The 15,336-nt window shown below is 65.7% G+C and carries 12 protein-coding genes; 3 read left to right on the forward strand and 9 right to left on the reverse strand.

Annotation, left to right across the window (positions count from 1 at the left end):
* Nucleotides 1-33: 33 nt before the first annotated feature.
* Nucleotides 34-789: a VOC family protein gene (locus NQ034_RS01150; protein ID WP_257046548.1), complete on the forward strand. Its 756-nt coding sequence runs from the start codon at nt 34-36 to the stop codon at nt 787-789.
* 74 nt (nt 790-863) lie between these two features.
* On the opposite strand, the gene NQ034_RS01155 is transcribed toward NQ034_RS01150, so the two are convergent.
* A complete protein-coding gene (locus NQ034_RS01155) occupies nt 864-2,285 on the reverse strand; it encodes an RNA polymerase sigma factor (protein ID WP_373456789.1) in 1,422 nt (473 codons plus the stop codon).
* 206 nt (nt 2,286-2,491) lie between these two features.
* Complete coding sequence (locus NQ034_RS01160) at nt 2,492-3,658, reverse strand: DUF4192 family protein (RefSeq protein WP_257046550.1); 1,167 nt, start codon at nt 3,656-3,658, stop codon at nt 2,492-2,494.
* A gap of 132 nt (nt 3,659-3,790) precedes the next feature.
* On the opposite strand from NQ034_RS01160, the gene NQ034_RS01165 reads away from it, so the two are divergent.
* Together NQ034_RS01165 and NQ034_RS01170 are read left to right on the forward strand one after the other, a co-directional pair.
* Nucleotides 3,791-4,582 (forward strand): spermidine synthase, encoded by a 792-nt coding sequence (locus NQ034_RS01165; RefSeq protein WP_257046551.1) that lies wholly within the window; start codon nt 3,791-3,793, stop codon nt 4,580-4,582.
* Between the two features lie 70 nt (nt 4,583-4,652).
* Entirely contained in the window at nt 4,653-6,902 is a 2,250-nt protein-coding gene (locus tag NQ034_RS01170; protein WP_257046552.1) for a HelD family protein, read from the forward strand.
* 84 nt (nt 6,903-6,986) lie between these two features.
* Here the strand turns inward: NQ034_RS01170 and nrdR are convergent, their stop codons facing one another.
* From nrdR to NQ034_RS01205, 7 genes are all read right to left on the reverse strand, one after another.
* A complete protein-coding gene (nrdR, locus tag NQ034_RS01175) occupies nt 6,987-7,481 on the reverse strand; it encodes a transcriptional regulator NrdR (protein WP_257046553.1) in 495 nt (164 codons plus the stop codon).
* Nucleotides 7,482-7,531: 50 nt separating this feature from the next.
* Complete coding sequence (gene hisD / locus NQ034_RS01180; protein WP_257046554.1) at nt 7,532-8,842, reverse strand: histidinol dehydrogenase; 1,311 nt, start codon at nt 8,840-8,842, stop codon at nt 7,532-7,534.
* A gap of 11 nt (nt 8,843-8,853) precedes the next feature.
* The gene (gene dnaE, locus NQ034_RS01185) at nt 8,854-12,435 is read right to left on the reverse strand and encodes a DNA polymerase III subunit alpha (RefSeq protein ID WP_257046555.1); all 3,582 of its coding nucleotides are present in this window, start codon (nt 12,433-12,435) and stop codon (nt 8,854-8,856) included.
* Nucleotides 12,436-12,451: 16 nt separating this feature from the next.
* The gene (locus NQ034_RS01190; protein WP_257046556.1) at nt 12,452-13,381 is read right to left on the reverse strand and encodes an RluA family pseudouridine synthase; all 930 of its coding nucleotides are present in this window, start codon (nt 13,379-13,381) and stop codon (nt 12,452-12,454) included.
* Nucleotides 13,378-13,917, reverse strand: a complete 540-nt coding sequence (locus NQ034_RS01195; protein ID WP_257046557.1) for a signal peptidase II — start codon at nt 13,915-13,917, stop codon at nt 13,378-13,380. The genes NQ034_RS01190 and NQ034_RS01195 overlap by 4 nt, the downstream gene beginning before the upstream one ends.
* A 100-nt stretch (nt 13,918-14,017) precedes the next feature.
* Complete coding sequence (locus NQ034_RS01200; protein ID WP_257046558.1) at nt 14,018-14,842, reverse strand: DivIVA domain-containing protein; 825 nt, start codon at nt 14,840-14,842, stop codon at nt 14,018-14,020.
* Between the two features lie 173 nt (nt 14,843-15,015).
* On the reverse strand, nt 15,016-15,324 hold the full coding sequence (locus NQ034_RS01205) for a YggT family protein (protein ID WP_257046559.1): 309 nt from the start codon (nt 15,322-15,324) through the stop codon (nt 15,016-15,018).
* Nucleotides 15,325-15,336 lie beyond the last annotated feature (12 nt).

Below are 15,336 nucleotides of genomic sequence, written 5' to 3' on the forward strand. Positions count from 1 at the left end.
CGCCAGAGTGTCCACACCGTTGGAGGATGACCCATGCCGGCACTGCTACCCAATCAACCATGCTGGATCGAGCTGAGTGCGCCCGACCCGCAGGCCGCAATCGACTTCTACGGCACGGTGTTCGGCTGGGAATTCTCCATCCCGGGGATCATGGGCATGGGCCACCGGGCCGAGGTGGCGGGCCATCCGGTCGCCGGCATCAGCCCGCAACCGAGTGAGGCCCCGGAGGGGCAGCCCGCCTTCTGGTCCGTGTACTTCAGGGTCGCGGACACCGCCGATTTCCTCGAACGGACGACGACTGCCAAGGGCCAGGTCTTCGCGGCCATGCCCCTACCTACCGACGGCGCCACCATCGCACTGCTGGCAGATCCCACCGGAACCGGCTTCGGGGTGCTGGAGTACCCCGATGATCTGGGCTTCGACGGCTATCACGGACCGGGCGCGGCAGCGCTCTTCCAGCTTCAGACCCAGGATGCCTCCGTCGCCCCGTTCTATTCCTCGGTCTTTGGCTGGACGTTCACGCCCTCATCGGATCCGAACAGTTCGAAGTATCAGGAGATCTCGTTGCCGGACCCGGGGGCCCAGGCCGGGATGCTCGACATCGCCGGTGCCCGTATCCCCTCCCATTGGCGCAGCTACATCGCAGTCGACGACGTCGACCACACAGCTCGCCTAGTGGAGTCGGCCGGCGGTGCACTGTTGGCCCGGCCGGCGGATACCGCCTTTGGACGGATCGGACAGTTCATCGACAATCAGAACGCGGCGTTCTCCGTCATCCAGACTCGTTGAATTCGACTCCGAACAGCAGACGGCCCCGGAACTCCTGAAAGTTCCGGGGCCGCATCGCCGGTGCGCCGGCTCACTCAGTCCAGGTAGTCCCGCAGCACCTGCGAGCGGGATGGGTGGCGCAGCTTGGCCATGGTCTTCGACTCGATCTGGCGGATCCGCTCACGGGTCACCCCGTAGACCTTGCCGATCTCGTCGAGGGTCTTGGGCTGCCCGTCGTTGAGTCCGAAGCGCATCGAAACGACACCGGCCTCGCGCTCGGAAAGCGTGTCCAGGACCGAGTGCAGCTGCTCCTGCAACAGGGTGAAGCTGACCGAGTCAGCGGGGACCACTGCCTCCGAGTCCTCGATCAGATCGCCGAACTCCGAATCGCCGTCCTCACCCAGCGGGGTGTGTAATGAGATCGGCTCACGTCCGTACTTCTGCACCTCGACGACGCGTTCTGGCGTCATATCGAGTTCCTTGGCCAGCTCTTCGGGAGTGGGTTCGCGCCCCAGGTCCTGCAGCATCTGACGCTGCACGCGGGCGAGCTTGTTGATGACCTCGACCATGTGCACGGGGATGCGGATCGTCCTGGCCTGATCGGCCATCGCACGGGTGATCGCCTGGCGGATCCACCAGGTGGCGTAGGTGGAGAACTTGAAGCCCTTGGTGTAGTCGAACTTCTCCACTGCGCGGATCAGGCCCAGATTGCCCTCCTGGATCAGATCCAGGAACAGCATGCCGCGACCCGTATAGCGTTTGGCCAGCGAAACGACCAGTCGCAGATTGGCCTCCAGCAGGTGGTTCTTGGCGATCCGGCCGTCGTGGATGATCCACTTGTAGTCGCGCTGATCGCGGGCCTCGGTGACCTTGCCCTCGCCCAGCAGATGCTCGGCGTACATTCCCGCTTCGATCCGCTTGGCCAGGTCGACCTCTTCCGCCGCATTGAGCAGCGCAACCTTGCCGATCTGCTTGAGGTAGTCCTTGACAGGGTCCGCCGTGGCCCCTGCCGTGGCAACCTGCTGGGCCGGCTGATCGTCGTCGTCGGCGTCGGAGACGACGAATCCGCCCTTGTCCTTCACCGACTGATTGCGTCGTGCTTCGACGGCGTTCTTCGTCTCGGTCTTCTCGTCGGGCACACCTTCCGGCTCCGCCTCGACAGTGGGAGCGAGCTCGACCAAGTCCAGATCGTCCTTCTTACGCCGCCCCCTGCCGCCCTTCGCGGTCGTGGACTTCCCCGCTGCGGTCTTGGTGGTCTTGCGTGTGGTCGACTTCGCCTTGGTCGTCGTCTTAGTCGACTTGGCCGCGGTCTTGCCCGCAGTCGACTTGGCCGTGGTCTTGCCCGCAGTCGACTTCGTCGTGGTCCTGCGCGTTGTCGTCTTCTTCGCTGCGGGTGCCTTCTCTGCGGTACCCGCCGCCTTGGTCGTGGTGGACTTCTTTGCGGGCGCCTTCACGGTGGCGGTGGTTTCGGCTGCAGCGCTCGAATCCTTCTTGGTCGGCAAGAGTGCACCTTTCAACTTTTCTGCGGACGGTCCCTGTGCGTTCGGGAAACACGAAGACCCTGGTCGAGTTCCGCGGGGCTTCTGGACATAGGCCTGCCTGTCGCGGGACGCAACCGGGTCAACACCGCATTCTGCCACGATATTCCCACGCCCGCGAATCGGCTCCGCCCGGATTTCCGGGACTCCTGCCACACTCCTCCCCAGTCAGCATGTGAGGAGTCTCATATACGACGGTTCCACTTCCCCGGACTCATCCAACACGGACTCAGGCCGGCCTGGACCGCAGTGGACACCAACCGGGCCAGGGATTCCCCCGGGTCCGCCCGCAACGCCAGGGCCGCATAGTGGTCTGCGAAGGACCCTGCTCCCCTGGCCCATTCGAACCAGGCGATGACACCCAGGACCCGCGGGACGGCGGATTCACGACAGTGCACCAGCACCGTCCGCAAGATTTCGACCGCAGCTGACAGCCGTACCGCGTCGGGCTTTCGGGCTGAGAGCCCTGGCAGGTGCGCAGCGGCCGTGTGAGAGGCGAACACGGGTAGGCCGCGGGCCAGCAGTTCGACCCCGTCCAGGCCCGCCAGCTCCTGCACCGGCAGATCGGGGTGGTCCAGGCACAGCAACATCTCCAGTCCGTCACGGGTGACCTTGGTAGAAACCATCCATTCGACCGCCAACACCACCTGTGCGGACACGAACCCGGTCGGCTCCCGGACTTCTCCCCCTTTCGCCAGGGCGGTGGCCAGCCGTCCCAATTGTGCCACCAGCGCCTCCAACAGCTCCGGTGGTTCCGGCCGCACCGCGCGCCAGTGTGCGAGGTCCTCCAGCAGATCCGAATCCGGCGGCGGCAGGGCCACGACATCATCGAAGGTCCGCCCCGCCTGGGAACCGCGTACGATCATCTCGGTTGCCGCCGTACTGCTGCGGGCCGCCTGCCGGGTCTGCAGGATACCCGGCGGGAGCAGCGAGCCGATGTGCTCCGCCCCGACCCACAGGGGTGAGTAGACCTCATAACCGGAGCGCACGAGCTCATCGCACAGCCCCTGAATGGGACGGGCGAAATGGGCGAACAGCCTCGGAGACTCCAAGGGCCCATCGTCGCCGCCATACGCCCGGGCCACGTCCTCGCTGAACAGAACGGGAATCACCTCGACGATGTCCGGGCCCGATTCCAACAGTTCGACGATCCGGCCGTAGTCCCGCCCGCGGATCCGGTCGGCCTGGACGAAGTCCATATCCAGGCGCATCACGGGTCCCAGTCGGGAGCGCCCCGTCGTGCCGACGACGGCGGCCAGAACCAGGCTGTCCTCCGGCTCGTAGCCCAGGATGTGGGGGATGGCGCCGACGATATCGGCCTGGCTGCGGATGACTGCATCATGGGTTTCCATACCCATACCGTCCCCCGTCGGCCACCGCCTGGCCATAGCCCTCCCAGGGCCTGTGGATTCCCGGCCCGGTGTCCACAGGTGCTGATGCGCCGGTCGACCAACCTGTGCCACACGGTCGGTAGGCTTTCACCCATGGGACGCAAGCGCACACGGACACAGGACATCAGAGAATTCGACATCGACACCGGTACCGCGCGACTTGAGCCGGTCGCGGGCGAGCCCAACAGCTGGGTACTCTGGGTCAACGGCGTCCCCTCCTCACCCGTGACCATCGGGGAGCCGACCCGACTCGACTTCGAATACCTCGACTGGATGTCGCGCATTCTGGAGGTCCAACTGGGCACAGACCACCCCAGGATGGTCCATATCGGCGCGGCCGCATGCGCCCTGCCGCGTTGGGCCGCCGCCCGTTATCCACAGGCCAGGCAGACGGCGGTCGACATCGATGCGAAACTACTGACTCTGGTCCGCGAATGGTTCGACCTGCCCCGGGCACCCCGCCTGGCGCTGCGCCCGGGCGACGGGGCCGCGGAGATCGCGACGTTCGCCCCCGGCAGCCTCGATGTGGTCGTCCGAGACGCCTTCGCAGGGGACACCACACCCCCTGCCCTGGCCGACGACGCCTTCTTCTCCGCATGCGCCCGCGCACTCAAGCCGACCGGCGTCTACCTGGCGAACATCGCGGACCGGCCCCCACACGATGCCCTGCGCTCCGAGGTCCTGCGAATGCGCTCCCGCTTCGCCCACGTCGCACTGGCAGCCGATCCCGGACAGATCAGGGGCCGCAGGTGGGGCAACGTAGTGGCGCTGGCCACCATGGAGGAACCCGATCTGATCGCGATTGCCAAGGCCCTGCGCAGGGGGCCGGCCCAGGCCGCCGTTCTCACCGGAGGGGACCTGGACCGATACTGCGGCGCGAACTGAAACAGGGCGAACTGAAACAGTTGGAACGCTCCACCGCCCCCTTGACCCACAGGATAGACTTGTAGGCCGATTGGAAAGGGCAATGGTGGGCGAAAACAACGAACGTGAGCTCGAACAGCACAATCTGGACAAGCTGTACTCCCGGGTCGACGAACTGCGGGCCGAGGCCACGCGCGAACTGGCCAAGGTACGCATCACAGAGGTCGGGGGCAATAGGCAGAACCGCAGTGAGCGCGACGCCTTCGCCACCCTGTACGAAGACCAGCTGCTGCGGTTGCGCGGAGCCGAGGAGGGTCTGTGCTTCGGCCGGATCGACACCCTCGATTCCACGACGACCTATATCGGACGCATCGGTATCTCCGATGCCCAGCATCGACAGTTGCTGATGGACTGGCGGGCACCCGCCAGCGAGCCGTTCTATCGGGCCACCGCGGTGGACCCGGGAGACATCGTGTTGCGCCGCCACCTGGGCACGCGCTCACGACGGGTGGTCAGCATCGAGGACGATGTCCTCAACGCCCAAGCGCTGGCCGCCACCGGTGGCACCCACCTGCAGGGCGAGGGTGCGCTGATCGCCGCGCTCGAAGCCGGCCGGACCGGGCGCATGTCCGATATCGTCGCGACGATCCAGGCCGAACAGGATGCGATCATCCGCAAGCCGCTGGACCGCGTCGTGGTCGTGCAGGGCGGCCCCGGTACGGGAAAGACGGCCGTCGCCCTGCACCGCGCCGCTTATCTGCTCTACCAGCACCGCAAGCGGATCGAGAACTCCGGCGTGCTCATCGTGGGCCCCTCCCCCACGTTCCTCCGTTACATCGAGCAGGTCCTGCCCAGCCTGGGCGAGACCGGCGCCGTCCTCCTGACCCCGGGCCAGCTCTACCCCGGAGTGGACACGACACTACTGGACGCGCCCAGGGCCTCGCGCGTCAAAGGCGATCTGCGCATGGTCGAGGTCATCGAGCGCGCCGTCGCGGGATATGAGCGCGTCCCGCGCGAACCACAGCGTCTGGCTGTCGGGCGCAAGTCGGTGTCGCTGACGCCGAAGATCGTCCGCTCGGCAATGCGCGCCGCCCGCTTCCACTCGATCCACCACAACGAGTCCCGTGACGTCTTCGCCTCCGCCGTCGTCGACGCCCTGGCCGGTCAGCTGGCCGCGCCGAAGTCCCTGGGCGAGTTGAGCGCGGAGAAGCGCCAGGAGATTTACGACGATCTGCGCATGTCGCAGGCGGTCAAGATCGCCATCAACCTGTGCTGGCTGCCCCTGACGCCCCGTGGGGTGCTCGATGCGCTGCTGAGCAAACCGGCGAAGCTCGTCGCTGCCGCCGACGGCATCCTCGAACTCACGGAAATGGCTCTGATCCGTCGGGAATCGGGAGCACCCATTACCGTCGAAGACGTACCGCTGCTCGACGAGATCGCGGAACTCATCGGCACTTATACCCCTCCGCGGCGGACCGGTGGCGGGGACGAGGACGAATACGCCGCCGCGGTGCTGGAGAACACCGGCACCGGCGCCTGGCTGTCCGCGTCCCAGCTGGCAGCCAGGCAGCGCGAGTCCACCGACCGCGGCACCGTAGCCGAACGCGCGCTCGAGGACCGCGAATGGGCCTTCGGACATCTGGTGGCCGATGAGGCCCAGGAGCTCTCCCCCATGCAACTGCGGTTGTTGTTCCGCCGTGTGCCGTCGAAATCGGCGACTCTGGTGGGCGACCTGGCCCAGGCCAGACACGTCGACGTCGACCGGACCTGGAGCAGTGTCCTCTCGCCCCATGTGGGAAAGCGCTTCGAGCTCGTCGAGCTCACGGTCTCCTACCGCACCCCGGGCCGGATCCTCGAACCCGCAAACGCGCTACTGCGGCACTTCTTCCCGCAGCTGAGCCTGCCCACCCCGGTTCGCCGGGGTGAGTCCGATCCATGGCGGCTGCGGTTGCCCGACATCGCGGCGATCGCCCATCGTCTGCCCGAACTCATCGCCGCCGAGACAGCGGCCGTATCCGGCGGCAAGGTGGCTCTTATCGTCCCTGCCGTCCATCTGCGGCGGGTCGAGGAGGCGCTCACCGGCAGCGGACTCGACTACGGGATGGGCACCAGCGGCCTGGACCATACGGTGGCGGTCCTCGACCCCACCGCGGCCAAGGGACTGGAGTTCGATTCCGTCGTCATCGTCGAACCGGGACTCATCGCCCCGTCAGGAGACGTCTCCGGGGTCGGCGAACTCTATGTCGCGCTGAGCCGCTCGACTGCCCGACTGGGCATCCTCGACACCGCTGAGTCGGTACTCGACGAAGTCGGCTTCACCAGCGCAGCGCTCGCGGCGTGAAAAACCGCGGGCGGCGTCGGCTTCCCCTCCGATGCCGCCCGCGGCGGGTGCACGTCACGTGCACAGCACCATCATACATACATTTCAGGATGTTTCCGCATTCGCGCTCTGTTCACCCTCGGCCGAGCGCAGCTCATGATCGTGGCGCAGCCCTGCGATCTCCGCTTCGAAGTCCTCCAGTGAGTCGAAGCCCTTATAAACACTTGCGAAGCGCAGATAGGCGACATTGTCCAGTTCCCTCAGGGGCTCCAGGATCGCCAGGCCCACCTCATCGGCTTCGATCTCCGCGATTCCACGGGAGCGGATCTTCTCCTCGACGCGCTGTGCGAGCTTCGCCAGGTCGTCTTCGCTCACGGGCCGCCCTTGGCATGCCTTGCGGACTCCTGCGACGACCTTCTGACGGGAGAACTCCTCGGTCACGCCCGAGCGCTTGATGACCGATAGGCTGGTCGCCTCGATCGTGGTGAACCGTCGCCCGCATTTCGGACACTGCCGGCGCCTGCGGATCGACCCGCCGTCATCGGTCGTGCGGGAATCGACGACACGGGAATCGGGGTGGCGGCAGAATGGGCAGCGCATGGTCCCTCACTTGGGTAGGTTGCTTGACTCGTTGCTGGCGGTTCGCCCTCTCAGGCGAACCGGATTGACACGGCCCTGCCGTGTGCGGGTAGGTTCTCCGCCTCCGCCAGGGCCTCGATGCCGGCCGCGACCTGCTCCAGACCGGCCCGGGAGTAATCGATGATCTGGCTGCCCTTGAGGAACGACTGCACTCCCAGTGCCGAGGAGAACGCCGCCGTGCCCATGGTGGGCAGAACGTGGTTCGACCCGGAGCAGTAATCGCCCAGGGCCACGGGGGAATACGGGCCGATGAAGACCGAACCGCCGTTGCGCAGCGCCACGGCGGCCGCAGCCGCATCGGCGACCTGTAGCTCGACGTGCTCGCCGGCGTAGGCATTGAGAACCGTCAGGGCGGCTTCCCTGTCGTCGGTCAGGACGATCGCAGACTGGCTGCCGGCCAGCGCCTGGGCGATCCGGTCGGCGTGCCGAGCCGCCGGTGCCTGCTCCGCGATATGCGCGGAGACGGCCGCTGCCACGGATTCCTCCGCGGTGACCAGCACGGCCGCGGCATTCGGATCGTGTTCGGCCTGGCTGATCATGTCGGCCGCCACATAACGCGGATCGGCGGTGGAATCGGCGAACACGATGATCTCCGTGGGACCGGCCACCGCATCGATGCCGACAGTCCCCTGGACCTGGGCCTTGGCCGCGGCGACATAGGCGTTGCCCGGCCCCGTGATCAGGTCTACGGGTTCGAGTTCCTCACCGTCGGAGAACCCGTAGGTCAGCGCTGCGATGGCCTGGGCGCCGCCGATCGCCCAGACCTCGTCCACCCCGAGCAGCCCTGCGGCTGCGAGCACCGTCGGGTGTGGCAACCCGGTATCGGCCTGCGGTGGCGAGGCGATGGCCAGCGATCCGACACCGGCGGCCTGGGCCGGCACCACGTTCATCACAACCGTCGAGGGGTAGACGGCCAGACCGCCGGGCACATAGAGACCCACACGATCCACCGGCAGCCACCGGGTCGTCACCGTCGAGTCCGGCCCCAGCTCGCTCGTCACGGCTGTCCGCCTATCGGCCTCCGCCACGATCCGCGCGCGTCGAATCGACTCGCGCAGGGCGGAACGGATCGCCGGGTCGAGCCCGGCGACCGCCGCCTCGATGTGCTGCCCGGCGACTCGCAGGGCGCTGGGTCGGACCCCGTCGAACCGCTCCGTGAAGTCGAGTACGGCCGCCCGGCCCTCGGCTGCGACCCGGTCCAGAGTCCCCCGCACCGCCTGTGCGGCCGCTTGCCCGGTCTCCTGGGCGCGCGGCAGATGCCGGCGCAGGGTGGCCCGGTCCAGGCGCATACCGCGCAGATCGATTCGTCTCAGCTCGTACATCGTCTACCTTTCTATGCGGCGCCCTGGCCGCCGTGGGTGCTCAAACAGCGGGGGCCGAGCAGTGCTTTGAGGTCCCCGAACAGGCTGGGGCCGGGGGTCACCCTGACCGATCGGTCCAGCCTCATCACGGTGCGCCGCCCCGGCTGGGTCAGGTTCAACAGCACCTCGGTGGGACCGGAGTTGGCGCGCAGCACATCGCCCAGGCGCTCCACCAGTTGCGGGGTGCAGCGTTCCAAGGGCAGTGACACGTACAGGGGCCGATCGGCCGGATCGGTGACATCGGGAATCGTCATGGAGCGCGCCATGAGCTCCGTTGGGCGCTCATCCGATTTCCTGATGACGCCGGTGACGGTGATGACCAGGTCGTTTTGCAGCAGGCTGGCAACCGGCTCGTAGACATCGCCGAAGAACATGATGTCGATCGAGGCCTCGAGGTCTTCGACGGTGACGATCGCATAGGGCTTGCCCGAGTTCTTCGAAACGCGGCGTTGCAGGGTCGTGATCATCCCGCAGACCTTGACGGTGGAGCCGTCGGGCCGGTGGTTCTCCGGGTTCATCAGATCGACGATCGGCAGATCCGCCTCCTGGCTCAGCACGCCCTCGAGCCCATTGAGCGGGTGGTCGGAGACGTAGAGGCCGATCATCTCGCGTTCGAACGCCAGCTTCTCCTTCTTGTCCCACTCCGGACGGTCGGGCACCGGAACGCTGAAGGCGTTGGCCTCGTCCTCGTCATCGTCACCGAGGCCGGCGAACAGATCGAACTGTCCGGCGGCCTCCTGCCGTTTGACTCCGATGACGGAATCGACGGCCTCTTCGTGGATCTCCACGAGCGAACGGCGGGTATGACCCAGCGAGTCGAACCCACCTGCTTTGATGAGCGATTCGATGGTGCGCTTATTGCACACGTTCTGCGGCACCTTGTCCAGGAAGTCCGAGAAGCTGGTGAACGCGCCCTTCTCCTCACGTGCCTGGCGGATTCCCTCGACGACGTGGGAGCCGACATTGCGCACCGCGCCCATCCCGAAGCGGATGTCCTCGCCGACTGCGGCGAAGTTCTGCTGGGATTCGTTGACATCGGGCTGGAGCACCGTGATGTGCATCTTGCGGCACTCGTTGAGATACAGCGCCAGCTTGTCCTTGTTGTCTCCCACACTCGTCAACAGGGCCGCCATGTACTCGGCCGGATAGTGGCACTTGAGGTAGGCGGTCCAGTACGAGACCAGCCCATAGGCTGCAGAATGGGCCTTGTTGAAGGCGTACTGGCTGAACGGCACCAGAATGTCCCACAGGGCCTGGACCGCCTCCATCGAGTAGCCGTGTTCCTTCATCCCCTCGGAGAAGGGGCCGAATTCCTTGTCCAGAATCGACTTCTTCTTCTTACCCATGGCGCGGCGCAACAGATCGGCCTGGCCCAGGGAATAGCCGGCCACCCTCTGCGCAATCTGCATCACCTGCTCCTGGTAGATGATCAGACCGTGCGACTCCGCCAGAATGTCCTTGAGCGCTTCCTCCAGTTCCGGATGGATCGGAGTGATCTCCTGGCGCCCGTTCTTGCGCAGGGCGAAGTTCGTATGCGAATCCGCACCCATCGGGCCGGGCCGGTACAGGGCGATGGTCGCCGAGATGTCGTCGAAGTTGTCCGGCTTCATCAGCCGCAGCAGGGCCTGCAGCCCGCCGCCGTCGAGCTGGAAGACCCCGATCGTATCGCCACGGCCCAGCAGCTCGTAAGAGGGCCGGTCGTCCAGCGGCAGATGTTCCAGATCGAGGTCGAAATCCCTGTTGAGCTTGATGTTGGACAGGGCGTCGGAGATGATCGTGAGGTTGCGCAACCCCAGGAAGTCCATCTTGATCAGGCCCAGGCCCTCGGCGATCGGGTATTCGAACTGGGTGATCACCTGGCCGTCCTGGAAGCGGCGCATGATCGGGATGACACTGTCGACGGGCGCCGAGGACATGATGACCCCCGCTGCGTGCACACCCCACTGCCGCTTCAGGCCCTCCAGGCCCAGCGCCGTATCGAAGACCTCGCGGGCCTCCGGTTCGGTCTCCAACAGCTCCCGGAATTCCCCCGCCTCGTTGTAGCGCGGCGCGTCCGGGGTGATGATGTTCTTCAGCGGGATGTCTTTGGCCTGGTCCGCCGGGGGCAGGGCCTTCGTCAGGCGTTCGCCCAGGCTGAAGGGCTTGCCCAACACCCGGGCCGAGTCCTTGAGGGCCTGTTTCGTCTTGATCGTACCGAAGGTCACGATCTGGGCGACGTAATCCGCGCCGTAGCGCCGGGTCACATAATCGATCGCCTCGGTGCGCCGCCGATCGTCGAAGTCCACGTCGAAGTCGGGCATCGAAATGCGATCGGGGTTGAGGAACCGTTCGAAGAACAGGCCGTGCTCGAGCGGGTTGAGCTCCGTAATGCGCATCGCATAGGCGACCATGGATCCGGCACCGGAACCGCGGCCGGGTCCCACCCTGATCCCGTTGTCCTTCGACCAGTTGATGAAGTCCGCGACTACCAGGAAGTAACCGGGGAATCCCATCTGGATGATGACGTCGAGTTCGTAGTCGGCCTGTTTCCTGGCGTCCTCGGGCACACCGTCCGGGAATCGGTAGTGCATGCCCTTATCGACCTCTTTGATCAACCATGAGGTCTCGTCCTCACCCGGTGGGCAGGGGAACTTCGGCATGTAGTTGGCGGTGGTGTCGAAGGACACCTCGCACATCTCAGCGATTCGCAGGGTATTGTCGCAGGCTTCGGGGAAATCCTTGAACAGCGCGCGCATCTCCGCCGGAGACTTCAGATAGTAGCCCGACCCGTTGAAGGCGAAGCGCGAACCGCCCTGGTCATAGGTCGGCTCGATCAGCTTGGAGCCCGACTGGATCGCCAGCAGGGCCTCGTGCGCCTTGGCGTCGGATTCGTGGGTGTAGTGCAGATCGTTCGTGGCCACCAGGGGCAGGTCCAGCTCACGGGCCAGGCGGATCAGATCGCCCATCACGCGGCGTTCAATCGAGATCCCGTGGTCCATGATCTCGCAGAAGTAGTTCTCCGCCCCGAAGATCTCCCTGTACGTCCCGGCCGCCTTGCGCGCCTCCTCGTACTGGCCCAGGCGCAGGCGGGTCTGCACCTCACCCGAGGGGCAGCCTGTCGTGGCGATCAGCCCCTCACTGTAGGTGTCGAGCAGTTCGCGGTCGATCCTGGGCCATTTGGCGAACACCGAATCCAAGGAGGCCAGGGATGAGGCCTTGAACAGATTGTGCATACCCGTGTTGTTCTTCGACAGCAGCGTCATATGGGTGTACGCGCCGCCGCCGGAGACGTCATCGCCGCGCTGGGACTCATCGGTCCGCCATTTCACACGGGTCTTGTCCCCGCGCGCGGTACCGGGGGTGACATAGGCCTCAACCCCGATGATCGGTTTGATCCCGGCGGCCGTCGCCTGTTTCCAGAAGTCGAAGGCACCGAACAGATAACCGTGGTCGGTGGTCGCCATGGCCTTCATGCCCATTTCATTGGCGGCCTTCATCAGGTCGCCCAGGCGGGCGGCCCCGTCCAGCATGGAGTATTCCGTATGGACGTGCAGGTGGACGAAATCGTCTGCCATTTTCCCCTCGCAGAAATCAGGCCCGCGGATCGCGCAGCACGTCGAGGGCGTGTCGCAGGTCCGCGGGATATTCGCTTTCGAATTCGACCCACTCCCCGGTCTCCGGGTGGGTGAAACCGAGCCGGACGGCGTGTAGCCACTGGCGGTTCAATCCCAGGCGGGCGGCCAACACCGGATCGGCCCCATAGGGCAGATCGCCACAGCACGGGTGCTTGGTCGCCGACATGTGCACACGGATCTGGTGGGTCCGACCGGTTTCCAGGTGCACTTCGAGCAGGCTCGCAGAGCGAAAGGCCTCCAACAGTTCATAGTGGGTCACCGCATGCTTGCCGTCAGTGCGCACCGCATAGAGCCCGTCGCGCCGCGGATTGCGCCCGATCGGGGCCTCGATCGTGCCGATCACCGGATCGGGCAGCCCCTGGACCAGCGCATGGTAGGTCTTCGAGACCGTGCGCTCCTTGAAGGCGTGTTTGAGCACGGAATAGGCGTGTTCGCCCTTGGCCACGACCATCACACCCGAGGTCCCGACGTCGAGTCGGTGCACGATCCCCTGTCGTTCGGGCGCACCCGAGGTGGCGATGTGGTATCCCGCGGCGGCCAAGCCGCCGATCACGGTGGGACCGTGCCAACCGGCTGCAGCATGTGCCGCGACGCCCACCGGTTTGTCGACGACGACGAAGGCGTCATCGTCGTAGATCACCCGCATGCCCGGAACCGGCTCGGCCACAATGCGCGGGGCCGGCTTCGGTTCTGGCAGTTCCACGTCGATGCGCACCCCGGAGCTCAGCCGGTCCGACTTGCCCGCAGGGCGGCCATCGACGACGATCCCCCCGGCCTGTGCGATCTGGGCGACCGCGGTCCGGGACAACCCCAACAGGCGGCTCAGAGCCGCATCGACGCGCTCCCCCTCGAGTCCGTCGGGGACCAGAAAAGAACGTTCCGTCATACCGGATCTACCTCCTGCTGCGCGTGATCGGAGTGCGTGGCGACCCCGAACGGGATCCCCTTGAGACTCGCGATGATGATGAGGACCGCTGCCCCCGTGATGGCGATATCGGCGACATTGCACACGAAGAAGTACAGATCGATGAAATCCACGACGGCCCCGTGGAAGACACCGGGTGCGCGGAACAGCCGATCGATCAGATTACCGACCAGTCCGCCCAACAACAGGCCCAGGCCCGCGCCCCACGTGACCGAGCGCAGGCGGCGGACCGAGATGAGGATGGCCGCGAACACGATGATCGCAATGACCGCGAACAGCCAGGTCGTGTTCGAACCCAGCCCCAGTGCCGCACCCGGGTTGCGCAGGAACGTCAGCCCGGCCAGATCGCCGAGCACCGGCACTCTGGGTCGCCCCGCCAGGAATGCGACGGCCAGGGCCTTCGTCGCCTGGTCGGCCAGCACCACCAGCAGGGCCACCGCGAACAGCCAGATCCGTGGACGCCCGATCCGGGCGCCGTCTTGTTTGTCTACCACCACTCACCCAAGTCTACCGGTGCGCTCCCCGTGAACCATACAGGCGGGGCCGCCCCTCCCTCGGGAAGGACGGCCCCGCCTGCGAACCAGAACCTGGAACAGGTCAGAGCGAGTGCTTTGCGTTACCCGCCTGGCCCAGGGTCTCCGGGGCCAGGGAGCTGGAGTTCTCCAGTTCGCGTAGCTGATCGCTCAGGTAGCTCTTCAAACGCGTCCGGTACTGGCGCTCGAAGTTCTGCAGCACGTCGAGCTCACGTTCGAGGTTCGACTTCTGGGTCTCCAGCTGGTTGAGCGTATCGTCGCGCTTCTTCTCCGCGGCCGTGACGATGCCGGAGGCCTCCGTCTTAGCATCCGCGATGAGCTTGTCACGGGTCTTCTTACCCTCTGCCACATGCTCGTCGTGGACCTTCTGCGCCAGTGCGATGAGCCCGGCTGCATCGCCGCCGGCGTTCGCCGCCGGTGCAGGAGCCTCTGCCTGCTTCGGTTCTGCCGCCTTGGCAGGCTGCGACTTGGCCTCTTCCTTCGGCTCCTCCTTGGCCTCCTTGGCCGGTTCCGGAGCCGGCTTGGCCGGGGCCGTGGCCGCTGGAGCCGCCGCCGGGGCCTGCGGGGCCACGACCGGCGAAGCCGGTGCGGCTTCCTTCTTCGGCTCTTCGACGGGCTTGGCCGCGGGCATCGCCTGTGTCGCCTGCGGATCCTCAACCTTGGGCGCAGCAGGCGCCGCTGCGGCCTTTCCGCCGTCCTTCTGGAGCTCGGCTGCCTTGGCCTCGGCTTCCGAGAGCTTCTGCCGCAGCGAGTCGTTCTCCTGATAGAGCCGACGCAGTTCGACGACGACCTCGTCGAGGAAATCGTCGACCTCGTCCTGGTCGTATCCTTCGCGGAACTTGACGTGCTGGAACCGCTTGTTCACTACGTCTTCAGGCGTAAGCGCCATGAGGCCACCTTCGGTTGAGTAATAGTCCACTGCCCTGCACGTCAGTGCAGATGCCTAACAATTTCATCACTGTACAGCACGACCGTTGTTCTTGTCTTGCAGCCAATCACATTAAACGACGTGAAGCAGCGGTCCTGCAACGAGTCCATCATAGGCACAGAACGCTGAGAACTTCAGCCCAGGGCGATCATGGCCCGGCCCGCATTGAGCAGCAGCGCGGAGAGGAATTGCACAACCATATACAGGACGATGAAGCCCAGGTCAAGGGCGACGGTGCCCAACCGCAGCGGGGGGATGATCCTGCGCAGCAGATTGATGGGCGGATCAGTCAGGGAATAGACGAGTTCGCAGACCACCAGCAGGAAGCCCCTCGGCCGCCAATCACGGGCGAAGACCTGGATCAGGTCGATGACGACACGGGCCAGCAGAACGAACCCGTAGAGATTGAGTGCGAAACCCAGGATGTAGAGGACGATGCCCACGTGTTATGACGC

The sequence above is a fragment of the Brevibacterium moorei genome, assembly GCF_024580735.1.
Taxonomy (GTDB): domain Bacteria; phylum Actinomycetota; class Actinomycetes; order Actinomycetales; family Brevibacteriaceae; genus Brevibacterium; species Brevibacterium moorei.